We start from the raw sequence: 14,673 nt of genomic DNA, 5'->3' as shown, positions 1-14,673 counted from the left end.
CTCATCGCCCAGCCCGGCGGATCAGCCGGTCACCGCCCCATACCGACCGGTCGGCGTCCGCCGGGCGGCCCGCGCGGGGTGCCGACGGGGTGGGCGGTGGTGGTCCGCTGTTGCGGACGGGTGACGGTGTCGCGGTCTGTGGACGCGGCGGATCATCCTGTCCCGCGGCCCGGACGGAGCATGGCCGCCAAAGCCCCCACGACGCAGCCATGGCCGGCCGCGCTGGTTCACCCGCCGGCCCTGCGCGCGTCGGACGCACAGGCGTGCCGCCGAGGTCGCCCGTCGGTGCGGTCCTGGCTTGGTGCGGTGGTTCGCCCATCGGCTCGGAGCGGGCAGGCGTCCCGGCAACTCCGCCGTACTCGCTCGGCCGCAGGTGAGCAGTACGGCTCACCCCTCGGGCCGGAGCGGGTGCATGGGTGTTCCGCCGAGGTCGCCCGTCGGTGGAGCCGTGGCCGGGTGGGGTGGCTCGCCCGTCGGTGGAGCCGTGGGTGGGCGGGCTGGCTCGCCCGTCGGTGCAGCCGTGGCCCGGTGGGTCGGCTTGCTCTTCGGTGCAGCCGTGGGTGGGCGGGTTGGCTCGGCTGCCGGTCCGGCGCGGGCGTGGGCCGATGCTTGCGGTAGGCCCGCTATCGCTGGGGCGCGCGCCTCTACTTCGACCAATGCGTCGAGCTGTTGCCAACGGCAGCTCCGGAGTGTCACTCCCATCCGGTCGGTGACCCATCTCGCGCGTTCGCATGCGCGGGCTGGGCCTTCGCTCGCGTGCGAAGCCGCCGCCAGAGCGCCCAGGTCCGCCGCCGCCTCTGCTTTGTGGCGCGCTGTCACTGTTGCTCCCAGCCAGATCGCCAGCGTTGCCACGCCCGTCAGGGCCGCTACCGCCAGTGCCGTCCAGATCGTGGCCGCTCCTCTGTCCGGGGCTTGCGCCTCAGCGCTGGGCACTTGTCACCTCCGAGTCCGGCTCGGCCACCGCGTAGGCCGTTGCGGCCAGGTGGATCTCCGGGAGGAGGCCCGCCGCCGCCGGGTGGGCCCTTACCGTCGTCTTGATTTCGTCGCCGGTCTGCTCGACCGTCAGGCTTGCTCCCGGTGGACCTATCTGGTGGACCGCGGCCGCTGCCTCGGTGGGCTGGCCTCTCGCCAGCAGGCGCGCTGCTTCGCGGGCTGCGTCCGTGCAGCGCAACTGGCTCGTCAGCACCGTGAGGGCGGCCAGCAGCGCGACCGTCACCACGGTCAGGCCCACCAGGCCGAGCGCTGCCTCGACCGTCACCGAACCCTCGTCGCGGCCTCTCACGACGGCACCGACAAGGCCTTCATGACCAGGCTCGTCAGCCACGAGACGACCGAGTCTCCAGTGAGCAGGGAATAGAGGACTGCGGCGAAGGCCGCTACGGCGACGGTGACGATGGCGTACTCGACCGTCGTGGAACCGTCGTCCGAGCGGGGACGGCGGCGGAACGTGCGCATGGGGGTTTCCCTTCAGTACAAAATCCGTGGTCAGAAGAGCGGGCCGAGCCGTCCGGCGAGGCCGAGGACGACCGGCAGCACGCCCAGGCAGAAGAAGGCGGGCAGGAAACACAGCCCGACCGGCAGGGCGAGCGCCACTCCGGCCCGCTCGGCGCGTTCTTCGGCTTCGGTGGCCAGCTCGTCGCGGAGACGCGCGGCGAGGTCGGTGGCCGCCGTGGCGAACGCCGCGCCCGAACGAGATGTCCGGATCGCCGCGGCCGCCAGCTCGCCCAGGCCCGGGACGGCCCGCACCGGCGCCCAGGCCTCGTCCGGCCGTGAGCCGAGGACGAGCAGCCCGGCCGTCGAGCTCAGGGGCGTTCTCAAGGCGGCGGGCGCGGTGCCGGCCACCGCCGCCAACGCCGAAGACACCGGCAAGCCGGCGCGCAGGCACGCGGCGAGGAGGTCGAGCGTTCCCGCCAGCCGCAGCTTGGCGGCGACATCCACGACCGGTGGTCGCGGACGGCGGGTGCGGCGGATCGCCCACCACCCGGTCGCCGTCACGATCGCGCCCGCCACCACCCCGGCCACCCCGCCGATCAGCACCGCCGCCGAGACACCGCCGACGGCCGCCGCCATGTACGGGACCACGTGACGCGCTTTGCGGACGGGCTCCGGGCCGCCGGCCAGCCGAGCAAAGCGCCGCGCCCGGGGGTTGTCCGGCCAGGTGAGCAGCGCCCCTCCGAAGAGCAGGAGTGCGATCGCGTTCACCGGATCCGCACCCGTCCGGTCAGGGCGCGGCACCAAGCCGTCCCGGCCCAGAGCAGGACGCACCCGGCGACCAGCAGCACCTGGCCCGCCGTGCTGCCGGTCAGCACGGACAGCGGAGCCGCGCCCATGGCCTGCCCGAGCAGCACGCACAGCACCGGCAGCCCGGTGAGCACCGCCGCGCTGGCCCTGGGCCCGGCCAGCTTGGCGCGCATCCGGCGGGTGAACGCCAGACCTGCTTCGGCGTCACGGCGGGCCGCGTCGAGGACGTCGGCCATCGGGAGGCCGTGCCGTTTGCCCAGCGTCCAAGCCGTGGCCAGGTGCGGCAGGGCCGGTGCGTGCAGCTCGGTGTCCAGGCGGGCGGCCGTCGCCAGGGCGCGTAGTTCGCCGGCCAAGTCCGGGACCGTCTCCGCGGCGGCTTCCGCCGCCGTCACCGGATGGGCACCGGATCGGAGTTCGGCCACCACGGTTCGCAACGCCGTCGCGGTTTGCGCGGCCTTCGCCAGGTCCGCGGTGGCCCGGCGATGGGCTCGCCGCTCCTGGCTCCACGCCAGCGTCAGCACGCCGGCGGCGACCGCGCCGCCGGCTCCCGCGAGCCAGCCGGCGAACACAGCCGGGAGCAGCCAACGGACCACGCGCCACACTTCGGTGATCCGGACGGTTGCCGGTGGCTCGGTCGCGGCCTGGAACCGGTCGGGTGGCCGGGGCCAGCACGCCAGGGCCGCTCCCACGCACAGCAGGGGCCACGGACCGATCATCGCCGTCTCCTTCGATCGCGTGGGAAAACGTTGAGCAGCACGGAAATCCGCACCAGCAGGAGACTCAGCACGCGATCGCCCCCGACGTCGCGAACAGGTGCCGGTCGATCGTCCACCTGCCTGCCCGCCACACCGGGACGACCCGGGCCCTGCCGTGTTCGGCACGAAGGACGCCGACCTCGGCCAGGCGCCGGCGACCGCCGGGCTCGCGCCGCATGTGCAGTACCACGCGGATCGCGGCGACGAGCTGGCTGTGCACGGCGTCACGGCCGAGACCGCCGAGCGCGGCCAGTGCCTCGATGCGGGCGGGCACCTCGGCCGGGGAGTTGGCGTGGACGGTGCAGGCGCCGCCGTCGTGACCGGTGTTCAGCGCGGTGAGCAGGGCGCCGACCTCGGCACCGCGGACCTCGCCGACCACCAGCCGGTCGGGACGCATGCGCAGCGCCTGGCGCACGAGCTCGGGCAGGCCGACCGCGCCCGCACCCTCCACATTGGCCGGCCGGGCGACGAGGCTGACGAACTGCGGGTGCGCGGGCTGCAGTTCACCGGCGTCCTCGACGCAGACGATCCGCTCGCCAGGGTCGACCGCGCCGAGCAGCGCGGCCAGGAGCGTGGTCTTGCCCGCGCCGGTGCCGCCGGTGACGAGGAACGCCATCCGCCGGGAGACGACGGTGCCGAGCAGTTTCGCGCCGGCGTTGTCGAACGCGCCCAGTTCGGCGAGAGCGGTGAGGTCGTGCGTTGCCGGGTGCAGGACGCGGAGGGACAGGCAGGTGCCGCCGGCCGCGATCGGCGGGAGGACGGCGTGCACGCGGATGCGGCCGTGGGGGCCGGTGCCGGGGAGCCAGCCGTCGACGTAGGGCTGCGCGTCGTCGAGGCGGCGTCCGGCCGCGAGAGCGAGGCGCTGGGCCAGGCGGCGGACGGATTCTTCGCTCTTGAAGCGGATGCTGGTGCGGACAAGGCCTTGCGGGCCGTCCGTCCAGACTTCGCCGGGGCCGGTGACGAGCACATCGGTGGTGGCCGGGTCGTCGAGGAGCGGGGCGAGCGGGCCGGCGCCGACGAACTCGTCGCGGGCTTGGCGGGCCGCGTCGAGCACTGCGTTGTGGCCGAGGGCGCCGCCTGCTTCGGCGCGGACGGCGGTCGCGACGGCGACCGGGTCGGCTTGGCGGCGGTCGCCGGCCAGGCGATTGCGGACGCGGTCGACGAAATCGGTGGTCATGGGTTCACCTGCCTTGCTCGGGGTGACAGGGGCCGGTCGTGAAGTGCGGTGACGCGGGTGCCCGGTTCCGGGCGTTCTCCTGCCTCGGGCTGGGGGCGCAGCAAACTCGAGAAGCTCGTCGCGCTCTCCGGGCCGCGGCTCAGCAAGCACAGGATCGTGGGGAGGAGGAGCTCCGACACCCTCGTCGGGGTTCCCGGCCGGTGGAGGTCCGTCTTGGCTGTCATCGGGCGGCCGCCTGGGCTTCGCGGTGCGCCAGCTGCAGGACCTTGGCCGCCGCTGTTGTCAGGGGGCCTTTGGGCTTGGCCGGGAACTCGCCGTTGTCCACTGCTTTCCCCAGCCCACGTTCTGGGGGCATCGAAGCCAGCACCGGTGGGCCGAGGAGCGCCGCGGTGTGGGCTACCCGCTCGCCCGACCGTCCACATGTGACCAGGCCGAGGCGGGCCGTCAGCTTCGTCAGGCGGTTCAGCACCTGCTTCGCCGCCAGGCACGCCCGGATCTCCAGCGGAACCACCAGCAGGACCAGGTCAGCCCGCAGCACCACCTCCTCGGCCACCTCGCCGAGGGTGCGCGGGAGGTCGCACACCACCGTGCGGCCCGAACGACGACCGGCGGACAGGATCGCCGACAGCGACTCGGCATTCGGGCCTTCGCCCTCAGGGGCGCACGCCAGCACCGGGAGGCTGCCGCCGCGGTGGCGGAGTCTCGGGAGGCTCGAGGCCAGCAACGACACCGATGCCCGGCCGCTGAGGTTCACCTCCGGCCAGCGGGTGCCCGGCGCCTTTTCCAGGCTGAGCAACACATCCAAGCCGCCGCCGAGGGGGTCGCAGTCCACCAGCAGGGCGCCGCCCGGACCACGGTCGGCCACCATCGCCAGTGCCGAGGCGAACACCGACGCTCCTCCGCCGCCCCGGCCGCCGACCACGCCGAGCACCAGGCCGGGCTGCTCCGCCGGTGTCTCGACGACGTCGGCGAACGCGCCGGCGAGCTTGGTCTCCTCGTCGGGCAACGAGATCACGCGCTCGACGCCGACGCGGAACGCGTGCTCCCACGTCGACGGGCCCGGGCTGCCCTTGCAGACCAGGAGGATCCCGCCACGCTGGGGCAGCGTGGGTGGCATCCGCGCGGCGTCTTCGTCGAGGACCACCAGTGGCGCGCGAGCCCAGTGCGTGCTCGCCGCCGTCAGGTCGGGTGCGCGGTCGAGTTCGCAGCCCGCGACCGCGGCCACCCGCAGTATCTCGTCGAGCACGGTCTCGTCCGCGGCGATCACCAGCGGTCGTTGCCCCGTCATGCGTTCCTCCCCCGTCTTCGGTGCGGGCCGTGGGTGGCCCGGCTTCCACCGTCGCGGGCGGGGGCCGGGTGGCACAACGGGGCGAGCGGCCGGCTGTGGACAACCGGGGTGTTGTGGACAACCGCGGCCTTTGCCCCGGCTCGCGGACCGGTTCTGTCGGTGTGGTGTGGCAGGATCGCGCCCGCCCGAGACGCATCTGCGGCGGAAATCGGCACGAATATCCGCACGCGAAGATTCCGCTCGCACGCGAACCACGATTCGGGAAATTGCCGAAGGTAAGCGGAGGGCAAAAAGCCGTGAGCGTCGGCGCGGAAGGCGGAATCCGGCCTGGGCAAAGAAAACCGGGAAAGGTAAGCGGGAGGTAAGAGGGCGGCCCCCGCCAGGGGGGAGGGACGGGGGCCGCCGTGGGTTCAGCCCCGGGGGGTCGGACTGAACCGGCCCGGTTGGACACCGGGCTCCCTCACTGTAACTCCGCCCGGCGCCGGTTCGCGCGCCGGAGGAGGCACACAGTTCGGTAACGGCACAGCGCGCCCGAAGTGCCTGCCTGTCATGGATTTTCCGCCCGGCGCGACGCGCGCGTGGTGGATCAACGGGACGCGCCGCGATCAAGCTCCTATCCTGGACAGGTGGCCGAACCGAGCAGCGCGCCGTCGCGCATCCGGAAGCCGGGCCCGGAGCACGCGGTGGCCGCGTTCTTCGACCTGGACAAGACGATCATCGCTTCGTCGAGCGCGTTGGCGTTCAGCAAGCCCCTCCTCAAAGAAGGGCTGATCAACCGTCGCGCCGCGTTGCGCAGCGCCTACGCGCAGCTGGTGTTCTCGCTCGCGGGCGCCGACGAGAACAAAACCGAGCGGCTGCGCGCCGAGGTTTCCGCGCTGTGCGCCGGCTGGGACGTCGCCCAGGTTTCGGCGATCGTCCGCGAGACGCTGCACGACGTCGTCGACCCGCTCGTGTACGCGGAGGCGGCCGAGCTGATCGCGCGCCACCGCGCGGACGGGCACGACGTGATCGTGCTGTCGGCGACCGGCGAGGAGGTCGTCGCGCCGGTGGCGGAGATGCTCGGCGCGACCCGGAGCGTCGCCACGCGGATGCAGATCGTAGACGGCCGCTACTCCGGCGAAGTCGACTTCTACTGCTACGGCGCCAACAAAGCCGTCGCCGCGAAGCAACTCGCCGCGGCCTACGGCTACGACCTCGCCGAGTGCTTCGCCTACACCGACTCGAGCACTGACATCCCGCTGCTCGAGGTCGTCGGGCACCCGCACGCGGTCAACCCGGACAAGCTCCTGCGGCGCGAGGCCCTGGACCGCGGCTGGCCGATCCTCGCCTTCGACCGGCCGATGTCGCTGCGCACCCGGCTGCCCACGCGATCGGCCGGGATGGTGGCGCTCGGCGTCGGCGCGGTGGCCGCCGGAGCGACCTGGTACGGCCTCAACCGTCGCCGTCGGTCCCGATAGCCGGCCGCCCGCCACCCACACGGCCGTACGGCCTCCACTTTGCTTGGCCCAGCCCCGAATTGTCCGTCGCGCAGGGTGCCGATGTCACCCGATCCAGCCTCTGTACCGGTGCACCCGTCCGCGCACTTGAAGTGACCGGGCTCACGGCGTAGAAAGTAGGTGCGGACGTTCGGTCGGCCAGGGAGCAGGTAGAAGAGAAGCCTGTTCCACCCCGGCAAACCTCCGTGCGCGGACTCCGGGTACCCACGCGCAGCGCGCCGCGGGAGGCTCGTCGTCTAGGGACTGCGTAGTGGGACGCCACACGCCGAGTCCATGTAGGTACGACCCGCTTTCCCGCCTGGGCCCCCCTAGATTTTCCCGCTGGCGGGCGGCGCCCGTGGCTTAGGCCACGGGCGCCGCCTCGTCTATGTGGGGGACATGCCGCCGCGGGGTTGGGGCATCACGCGTGACTGGTGGGGCATCTCGCGTGATCAGCGGGGCATCACGCGTGATTGGCCGGGCATCACGTGAGCCGGGGCGGGACTCGCGTGATTGGGGGCGGGACTCGTCAGCCGTTTGGCCGCTGCGCATCTTGCGAACGGAGACTTTCGCTACCGATCCGGGTACGACTGGGCCGTTCGTGCGGTCCGTCGATGGACAGCGCCGGATTCGGTGAGTAGCTTCCCGATACCGGCGCCTCCGAGTGGACTTCTGACGTCCGACGGCGCCCGCAACTTTCTGGGAGGCTGGTCGTGACGACCCGAAATCGGAGGTTCCATGCGCTCGCCCTGCCCGTCGCCGGGGTGCTCGCCTTCACCGGTGTGGGTGTCGCGACCGCGGCGAGTGCACCGCGGGTGAGCGCGGACGCGCAGGCCGAGGCCGCGGCGACGCAGACACTGCGCGGGCTGACGCTGGAGCAGAAGGTCGGGCAGCTGTTCGTCACCTGGGTGAACGGCAAGTCCGCCGACGAGGTCAACCCGAAGAACCAGGCGGACTTCGGCGTCGACACCCCCGCGCAGGTCATCGAGAAGTACCACCTCGGCGGGGTCATCTACTTCAACAACGACTCGCGCGACAACTTCGACGACCCCGTGCAGGTCGCGAAGCTGTCCAACGGCCTCCAGCAGGCCGCGGTCCGCAGCGGGGCGCACATCCCGCTGCAGATCGCCGCCGACCAGGAGGGCGGCACCGTCACGCGGATGGGCGCGCCGGCCACCGAGTTCCCGAACGCCATGGCCATCTCCGCCGGGCGGGACACGAACCGCGCGACGCAGGCCGCCACCATCCTCGGCCGGGAACTGCGGGCCGTCGGCATCAACCAGGACTTTGCGCCCGATGCCGACGTCAACTCGAACCCCGTCAACCCGGTCATCGGCGTCCGGTCCTTCTCCGGGCAACCCGGCCTGGCCGGCGATTTCGTCACCGCCGAGGTCCAGGGCTTCGAGAAGTCCGTGGCGGCGACGGCCAAGCACTTCCCCGGGCACGGCGCCGCGCCGACCGACAGCCACACCGGGCTGCCGCGGATCGACAGCACCGAGGCGCAGTGGCGGGCCACCGACGTGCCGCCGTTCAAGGCCGCGATCGCGGCCGGCGTCGACTCGATCATGACCGCGCACATCCAGTTCCCGAGCCTCGACCCGTCGCTCGAGCCCGCGACGCTGTCGAAGCCGATCGTCACCGGGAAGCTGCGCGACGAACTGGGCTACAACGGCGTCGTCATCACCGACTCGCTGGAGATGCAGGGCGTGCGCGAAATGCACAGCGACGCCGAAATCCCGGTGCTCGCGCTCAAAGCGGGCGTCGACCAGCTGCTCATGCCGGTGCACCTCGACCTCGCCATCAACTCGGTCCTCGCCGCCGTCAAGTCCGGCGACATCCCGATGCAGCGGATCGACCAGAGCGTGCTGCGCGTGCTGAAGCTCAAGTTCCAGCGCGGCATCCTGTTCTCGCCGTTCGTCGCGCCGGGCAAGGTGATGCAGACCGTCGGCATCCCGTCGAGCCTCGCCACGGCGCAGGACATCGCCGACCGCGGCATCACGGCCATCGCGAACGACGCCGGCCTCCTGCCCCTGAAGCAGCAGCCCGCGACGACGCTGGTCACCGGCTGGGGCGTCTCGACGACGGCGTCCCTCGCGCAGAAGCTGACCGCCCACGGCACGGCCGCGACGGCCTACCAGACCGGTCAGGCCCCGACGGACGCCCAGATCGCCCAGGCGGTCGCCAAGGCGCAGAGTGCCGACCTCGTCGTCGTGCTGACCAACAACATCGGCACCTACCCGCTGCAGACCAAGCTGCTCGACGCCGTGGCGGCCACCGGCAAGCCGGTCGTCGCGGTCGCCGCGCAGATCCCGTACGACGCGGGTTACCCGAGCACCGTGCGGACCTGGCTGGCCACCTACGGCTACATCGGGCCGACCCTGGAGGCGCTCGCGAAGGTGATCCTCGGCAAGACTAAGCCGGTCGGGAAGCTGCCGGTCGACATCCCGGCGGGCGCCGACGTGCAGAAAGTCAAGTACCCCTTCGGCCACGGGCTGACCTGGTGAACCTCAACCGGCGCCACTTCCTCGGCGCGAGTGCGCTCGCCGTCCCGGCACTGGCGGGCGGCTCGGCCGTGGCCGGGGCGCAACCGGAAACAGTCCAGCCGGAAACAGCGAACGGCGTCCTCACCGGCGCCGAGCAACTGGCTGCCCAGGGCTGGCGCACGCTCAAGGGCCGCAAGGTCGGCGTGCTGTCCAACCCGACCGGCGTCCTGCTGAACGGCGACCACATCGTCGACTCGATGGTCGCCGCCGGCGTGACACCGGTGGCAGCCTTCGGTCCCGAACACGGCTTCCGCGGCAGCGCGCAGGCCGGCGGCTCCGAGGGCGACTACACCGACCCGCGAACCGGCGTACCGGTGTACGACGCGTACGGCGTCGACGCGACGAAGCTCGCTTCGCTGTTCACCAAGGCCGGCGTCGACACCGTCGTGTTCGACATCGCCGACGTCGGCGCGCGCTTCTACACCTACATCTGGTCGCTCTACACGGCGATGGTGGCCGCCGCGAAGGCGAACGCGGCCTTCGTCGTCCTCGACCGGCCCAACCCGCTCGGCGGCCGGGCGGCCGGGCCGGTGCTCGACCCGAAGTTCGCCTCCGGCATCGGACGGCAGCCGATCGCCCAGCAGCACGGCATGACCGTCGGCGAGCTCGCCCGCTTCTTCGCCGGGGAGTTCCTGCCGGACGAAAAGGTGCGGCTCGACGTCGTCCAGGTCCGCGGCTGGCGGCGCGACACGCTCTTCGCGCGGACCGGCCTGAACTGGGTGCTGCCGAGCCCGAACATGCCGACGCCGGACACCGCGCTCGTCTACCCGGGCACCGGGATGTTCGAGGGCACGGTGTTCTCCGAGGGCCGCGGCACCACCCGGCCGTTCGAGATCATCGGCGCGCCCGGCCTCGACTGGCGCTGGCGCGAGAAGCTCGAGGACCTGGCCCTGCCCGGCGCCCGGTTCCGCGAGACCTACTTCGTCCCGACCTTCAGCAAGTTCGCCAACCAGACGTGCGGCGGCGTGCAGCTGAGCGTGCGCGACCCCCGCGGCTTCGACGCGATCCGGACCGCGGTCGCCATGCTCGTCACGGCGAAGGCGCTGCACCCGGACCTGTTCGCCTGGCGCCCCGACAACTACATCGACAAGCTGTCCGGGTCCGACCGGCTCCGGACCATGGTCGACGCCGGCGCGGGCGTCGACGAGGTCACCGGCGCCTGGCGGGCCGAGCTGGCCGAGTTCGACCGGAGACGTCGCCACTACCTGCTCTACCGCTGAGGGGGAGACTCGTGCGTGCTAGGAAGGTCCTCGTCGCGGCCACCGGAGTCCTGGTCGCGCTGACCAGCCTGACCTCGGGAGCCAGCGCCATCACCAGCCACGATCCGGCGGCCGGCCGCTTCGACCGGCCGCAGCACGGGTTCGCCCCGCCGTGGACGACGCTGCGCGACGGACGCCCGCAGGACGTCAACCTCGACCCGGCGCCGATCAAGGCGGCCGAGGACTTCCTGGCGAGCTGGACGAAGCCGGACGCGACCGGGCACCCGCACTTCTCCGGGGCGGTCGGCCTGCTCGCGCACGACGGCGTGGTCGTCGACCGGTACGCCGTCGGCGGCGCGCTGCGGTACGCCGACGCCCAGGGCACCGAACTGCCCGCGGACCAGCAGGTCCCCATGAAGAACGACACGATCTTCGACATGGCTTCGATCTCGAAGCTGTTCACCTCGATCGCCGTGCTGCAGCTTGTCGAACGCGGCCAGTTCACCCTCGACACCCCGGTCAGCCGCTTCTTCCCGGAGTTCGCCACCGGCGACAAGGCCGCCATCACGGTCAAGATGCTGCTCACGCACGTCTCCGGGTTCGACGCCGACCCGATCCCGTCGCTGTGGGCGGGCTACCCGGACATCCCGTCGCGCCGGCAGGCCGTGCTCGACAGCCCGCTGAAGAACAAGCCGGGCACGACGTACCTCTACTCGGACATCAACCTGCTGACGCTCGGCTTCATCGTCGAGAAGCTGACCGGGCAGAGCCTCGACAAGGTCGTCCACGACCGCATCACCGCGCCGCTCGGCATGGCCGACACCGGCTACAACCCGCCCGCGTCGAAGCTGGACCGGATCGCCGCGACGGAGTTCCAGGCGAATCCGCCGCGCGGGATGGTGCGCGGCAGCGTGCACGACGAGAACGCGTGGTCGCTGGGTGGTGTCGCCGGGCACGCCGGCGTGTTCAGCACCACCGGCGACATGGCCGTCCTCGCCCAGGCGATCCTCAACGGCGGCAGCTACCGCGGGCACCGGATCCTGCGACAGGACACCGTGCGCCAGATGCTCACGAACTACAACCAGCAGTTCCCGGACGACTCGCACGGCCTCGGTTTCGAGCTCGACCAGCCCTGGTACATGGGTGCGCTGGCGTCGCCGGTCACCGCCGGGCACACCGGTTACACCGGAACGACGCTGGTCATCGACCCGCAGTCGCGCTCGTTCGCGATCTTGCTGACGAACCGCGTGCACCCGAGCCGGAACTGGGGCTCGATCAACACCGCCCGCCAGGTCTGGGCGACGTCCCTGGCCCGGGCCATGGCGGTGCGGCCGGTGGCCGGGAAGGACGCGTGGACGAGCACGCTGGGTAACGCCGCCGTCGCTACGCTGGGTACCCGCGCTTTTACCACGCATAGTGATCAAGCGTGCGTGTCGTTCTCCGCCTTCGTGGACACCGAAGGGACCGGAGATCCACTCCAGCTGCAGGCCAGCACCGACGGTGTTAACTGGCAACCGATCGCCCTATCGGTATCGGGACCGGGGGCACCCTCCGGAATCGTGACGTCGCTCTCCGGGCACGGGCACCGCGCCTGGTGGAAGGCGGTGGGCACGCTGCCGCAGGGGGCGGCGGTGAGCCTCCGCTGGCGTTACAGCACCGACCCGAGTTACACGGGACGCGGAGTTTCGGTGGACGGTGTGAAAGTCACCGAGAGCGGCCGATCACTCCTCGACGGTGAACGAGACCCCGCGGTTTTCGTCGCAGAGGGTTGGCAGTTGACCTCTCGGTGACCGGCCGATCGCCGGTTGTCCACCGCAAGCCGGAATTTACCGTCTGCTTGCCGCTTGCACCGCGACACTAAGTTGCCAAGTCGTTAGCTTGACCTCGTTAACAAGGTCGACCCTGTTGGCGACTTTCTGGTCAACGATTAATCGCAAATCCAGATCCGCAGACACGGACGGGTTGCGATTGTACCGAAGGGTGTGGGTAGCCTTGTCGCAAATGCCAACGGTTAGTAACTTTCCGACGGTGAGTGATGCTGAATCCGTAGTCGGCGCGGCACCGTCCGAGCCCGTATCGGTCCAGACGGCCGTGCGGGACGCCGATTCCAGCCCGCTGGTCCGGATCCGGTCCCTGCTCCCCGGCCTGGCCCGCGCCGAACAGCGCGTGGCGAAGGTGGTGCTGGAAGACCCGGCGTCGGTCGCGCGCCGCAGCATCACCGAGGTGGCCCTGGCCGCCAACACGAGCGAAACCACGGTGACCCGGTTCTGCAAGGCCGTCGGGGTCGGCGGGTACCCGCAGCTGCGCATCGCGCTGGCCGCGGACACCGCGCGCACCGAGGCGCGGACCACGCGCAACCTCGGCGGCGAGATCAGCCCGGAGGACGACCTGGCCGCCGTGATCGGCAAGGTCAGCTTCGCCGACGCGCGGGCCGTCGAGGAGACGGCCGACCAGCTCGAGGTCGCCACGCTCGAGAAGGTCATCGAGGTCGTCGCGAACGCCGGCCGCGTGGACGTCTACGGCGTGGGCGCCAGCGCCTTCGTCGCCGCCGACCTGCAGCAGAAGCTGCACCGCATCGGCCGCGTGTGCTTCGCGTGGTCGGACACGCACATCATGCTCACCTCGGCCGCGGTGCTGAGCCCCGGTGACGTCGCGATCGGCGTCTCGCACACCGGTGCGACCACCGACACCGTCGAGGCGCTGCGCGTGGCGCGGGAGCACGGCGCGATCACCATCGCCGTGACGAACTTCCCCCGCTCCCCGATCACCGAGGTCGCCGATCATGTTTTGACGACGGCAGCGCGGGAAACCACGTTCCGTTCGGGCGCCACGGCCAGCCGCATCGCCCAGCTCACCGTCATCGACTGCCTGTTCATCGGCGTCGCGCAGCGGCACATGGACGCGTCGGTCAGCGCACTGGACGCGACGCGGGACGCAGTCGGATCGCACCGCTTGGGGGTCAGGCCGGACGGACGTCGCCGTCCGCGGGAAACCGGCAAGTAGATGACCGGAGAAAAAGTGAGGCGCATGATGACTGTCCCCGTGCAGACGGTGCACGTCGATTCGCCGACCGAAACCCGCAATCCCCGCACCCGGGACATCGACCTGATGTCCACCGCGGGGATCCTGGGCGCGATCAACGCCGAGGACCGCACGGTCCCCGGTGCCGTGGCCGCGGTGCTGCCCCAGGTGGCGCACGCGGTGGACTACGCGGTGGACGCCCTGCGGGCCGGGGGCCGGGTGCACTACGTCGGCGCGGGCACGTCCGGGCGGCTGGCCACCCTGGACGCGGCCGAGCTGGTGCCGACGTTCAACGTGCCGGGCGACTGGTTCATCGCGCACCACGCCGGCGGCGAACGCGCGCTGCGCAACGCCGTCGAAAACGCGGAGGACGACTCGGCGGCGGGGGCCGCCGAGATGGCCGCGATGGTGCAGCCCGGCGACTTCGTGCTCGGGCTGACGGCGTCGGGCAGGACGCCGTACGTGCTGGGTGCGCTGGCCGCGGCGGCGCGCCAGGGCGCCCGGACCGGGCTGGTTTCGGGCAACGCCAAGGCCGCGAAGCCGGCCGGGGTGGACGTCCTCATCGCGGTCGACACCGGTCCGGAGGCGATCGCCGGCTCGACCCGGATGAAGGCGGGCACGGCGCAGAAGATGATCCTCACGTCGTTCTCCACCGCGACGATGATCAAGCTGGGCCGGACCTACTCCAACCTGATGGTCAGCATGCGGGCGACGAACGCGAAGCTGCGCGGCCGGACCATCCGGATCCTGCAGGAAGCCACCGGCATGACGATGGCGGACTGCTCGGACGCGCTCACCGAGGCCGGGGGCGACCTCAAGGTGGCGCTGGTGCACTTGCTGTCCGGCGAGGACGTCAAGAGCGCGGCAAAGGCTTTGCACACGTCCGGCGGGCACGTGCGCAAGGCACTGGACTTGGTACGGGTGCGAGCGAGCTAGACCTTGATCTGTTCATCTGTCTAACCTCTCAGATGAGA

Annotated in this window: 13 protein-coding genes; 6 read left to right on the top strand and 7 right to left on the bottom strand. The window is 71.6% G+C overall.

The window, feature by feature from the left end:
• Positions 1-387 precede the first annotated feature (387 nt).
• The 7 genes from I4Q55_RS19560 to ssd all read right to left on the bottom strand — a co-directional run bounded on the left by I4Q55_RS19560 (position 388) and on the right by ssd (position 5,461).
• A complete protein-coding gene (locus tag I4Q55_RS19560; protein ID WP_206789535.1) occupies positions 388-933 on the bottom strand; it encodes an Rv3654c family TadE-like protein in 546 nt (181 codons plus the stop codon).
• Positions 920-1,258, bottom strand: coding sequence for a TadE family type IV pilus minor pilin (locus I4Q55_RS19555; RefSeq protein ID WP_206789534.1), 339 nt, complete (start codon positions 1,256-1,258; stop codon positions 920-922). Before I4Q55_RS19555 ends, I4Q55_RS19560 begins: the two co-directional genes overlap by 14 nt.
• A 20-nt stretch (positions 1,259-1,278) precedes the next feature.
• Entirely contained in the window at positions 1,279-1,455 is a 177-nt protein-coding gene (locus I4Q55_RS19550; protein ID WP_206789533.1) for a DUF4244 domain-containing protein, read from the bottom strand.
• Between the two features lie 30 nt (positions 1,456-1,485).
• On the bottom strand, positions 1,486-2,202 hold the full coding sequence (locus tag I4Q55_RS19545) for a type II secretion system F family protein (protein WP_206789532.1): 717 nt from the start codon (positions 2,200-2,202) through the stop codon (positions 1,486-1,488).
• On the bottom strand, positions 2,199-2,957 hold the full coding sequence (locus tag I4Q55_RS19540) for a type II secretion system F family protein (RefSeq protein ID WP_206789530.1): 759 nt from the start codon (positions 2,955-2,957) through the stop codon (positions 2,199-2,201). Before I4Q55_RS19540 ends, I4Q55_RS19545 begins: the two co-directional genes overlap by 4 nt.
• 64 nt (positions 2,958-3,021) lie before the next feature.
• On the bottom strand, positions 3,022-4,173 hold the full coding sequence (locus I4Q55_RS19535; protein WP_206789528.1) for a TadA family conjugal transfer-associated ATPase: 1,152 nt from the start codon (positions 4,171-4,173) through the stop codon (positions 3,022-3,024).
• A 220-nt stretch (positions 4,174-4,393) separates the two neighbouring features.
• Positions 4,394-5,461 (bottom strand): septum site-determining protein Ssd, encoded by a 1,068-nt coding sequence (gene ssd / locus I4Q55_RS19530; RefSeq protein WP_206789526.1) that lies wholly within the window; start codon positions 5,459-5,461, stop codon positions 4,394-4,396.
• A gap of 626 nt (positions 5,462-6,087) precedes the next feature.
• Here ssd and I4Q55_RS19525 point away from each other — a divergent pair.
• From I4Q55_RS19525 to I4Q55_RS19500, 6 genes are all read left to right on the top strand, one after another.
• Positions 6,088-6,918, top strand: a complete 831-nt coding sequence (locus I4Q55_RS19525) for an HAD family phosphatase (protein ID WP_206789525.1) — start codon at positions 6,088-6,090, stop codon at positions 6,916-6,918.
• A 782-nt stretch (positions 6,919-7,700) separates the two neighbouring features.
• Positions 7,701-9,440 (top strand): glycoside hydrolase family 3 protein, encoded by a 1,740-nt coding sequence (locus I4Q55_RS19520; RefSeq protein WP_206789600.1) that lies wholly within the window; start codon positions 7,701-7,703, stop codon positions 9,438-9,440.
• On the top strand, positions 9,437-10,699 hold the full coding sequence (locus I4Q55_RS19515; RefSeq protein ID WP_206789524.1) for an exo-beta-N-acetylmuramidase NamZ domain-containing protein: 1,263 nt from the start codon (positions 9,437-9,439) through the stop codon (positions 10,697-10,699). The genes I4Q55_RS19520 and I4Q55_RS19515 overlap by 4 nt, the downstream gene beginning before the upstream one ends.
• Before the next feature lie 11 nt (positions 10,700-10,710).
• Complete coding sequence (locus I4Q55_RS19510) at positions 10,711-12,468, top strand: serine hydrolase domain-containing protein (RefSeq protein ID WP_206789523.1); 1,758 nt, start codon at positions 10,711-10,713, stop codon at positions 12,466-12,468.
• Positions 12,469-12,679: 211 nt separating this feature from the next.
• Positions 12,680-13,681 carry a MurR/RpiR family transcriptional regulator gene (locus I4Q55_RS19505; RefSeq protein ID WP_206789522.1) on the top strand — a complete coding sequence of 334 codons (1,002 nt, stop codon included), beginning with the start codon at positions 12,680-12,682 and terminating at the stop codon, positions 13,679-13,681.
• 24 nt (positions 13,682-13,705) lie between these two features.
• On the top strand, positions 13,706-14,635 hold the full coding sequence (locus I4Q55_RS19500; protein WP_206789521.1) for an N-acetylmuramic acid 6-phosphate etherase: 930 nt from the start codon (positions 13,706-13,708) through the stop codon (positions 14,633-14,635).
• Positions 14,636-14,673: the final 38 nt, after the last annotated feature.

This window comes from Amycolatopsis sp. MtRt-6 (genome assembly GCF_017308975.1).
Classification (GTDB): Bacteria; Actinomycetota; Actinomycetes; order Mycobacteriales; family Pseudonocardiaceae; genus Amycolatopsis.
The sequence above is the reverse complement of the archived record's forward strand: the minus strand, read 5'-3'. Positions and strand labels throughout refer to the sequence as shown.

Bases quoted from the DNA above. Each gene is read 5' to 3' on its own strand.
- I4Q55_RS19550 (WP_206789533.1), bottom strand. From the start codon at position 1,455: ATGCGCACGTTCCGCCGCCGTCCCCGCTCGGACGACGGTTCCACGACG.
- I4Q55_RS19540 (WP_206789530.1), bottom strand. From the start codon at position 2,957: ATGATCGGTCCGTGGCCCCTGCTGTGCGTGGGAGCGGCCCTGGCGTGC.
- I4Q55_RS19535 (WP_206789528.1), bottom strand. From the start codon at position 4,173: ATGACCACCGATTTCGTCGACCGCGTCCGCAATCGCCTGGCCGGCGAC.
- ssd (WP_206789526.1), bottom strand. From the start codon at position 5,461: ATGACGGGGCAACGACCGCTGGTGATCGCCGCGGACGAGACCGTGCTC.
- I4Q55_RS19505 (WP_206789522.1), top strand. From the start codon at position 12,680: ATGCCAACGGTTAGTAACTTTCCGACGGTGAGTGATGCTGAATCCGTA.
- I4Q55_RS19500 (WP_206789521.1), top strand. From the start codon at position 13,706: ATGATGACTGTCCCCGTGCAGACGGTGCACGTCGATTCGCCGACCGAA.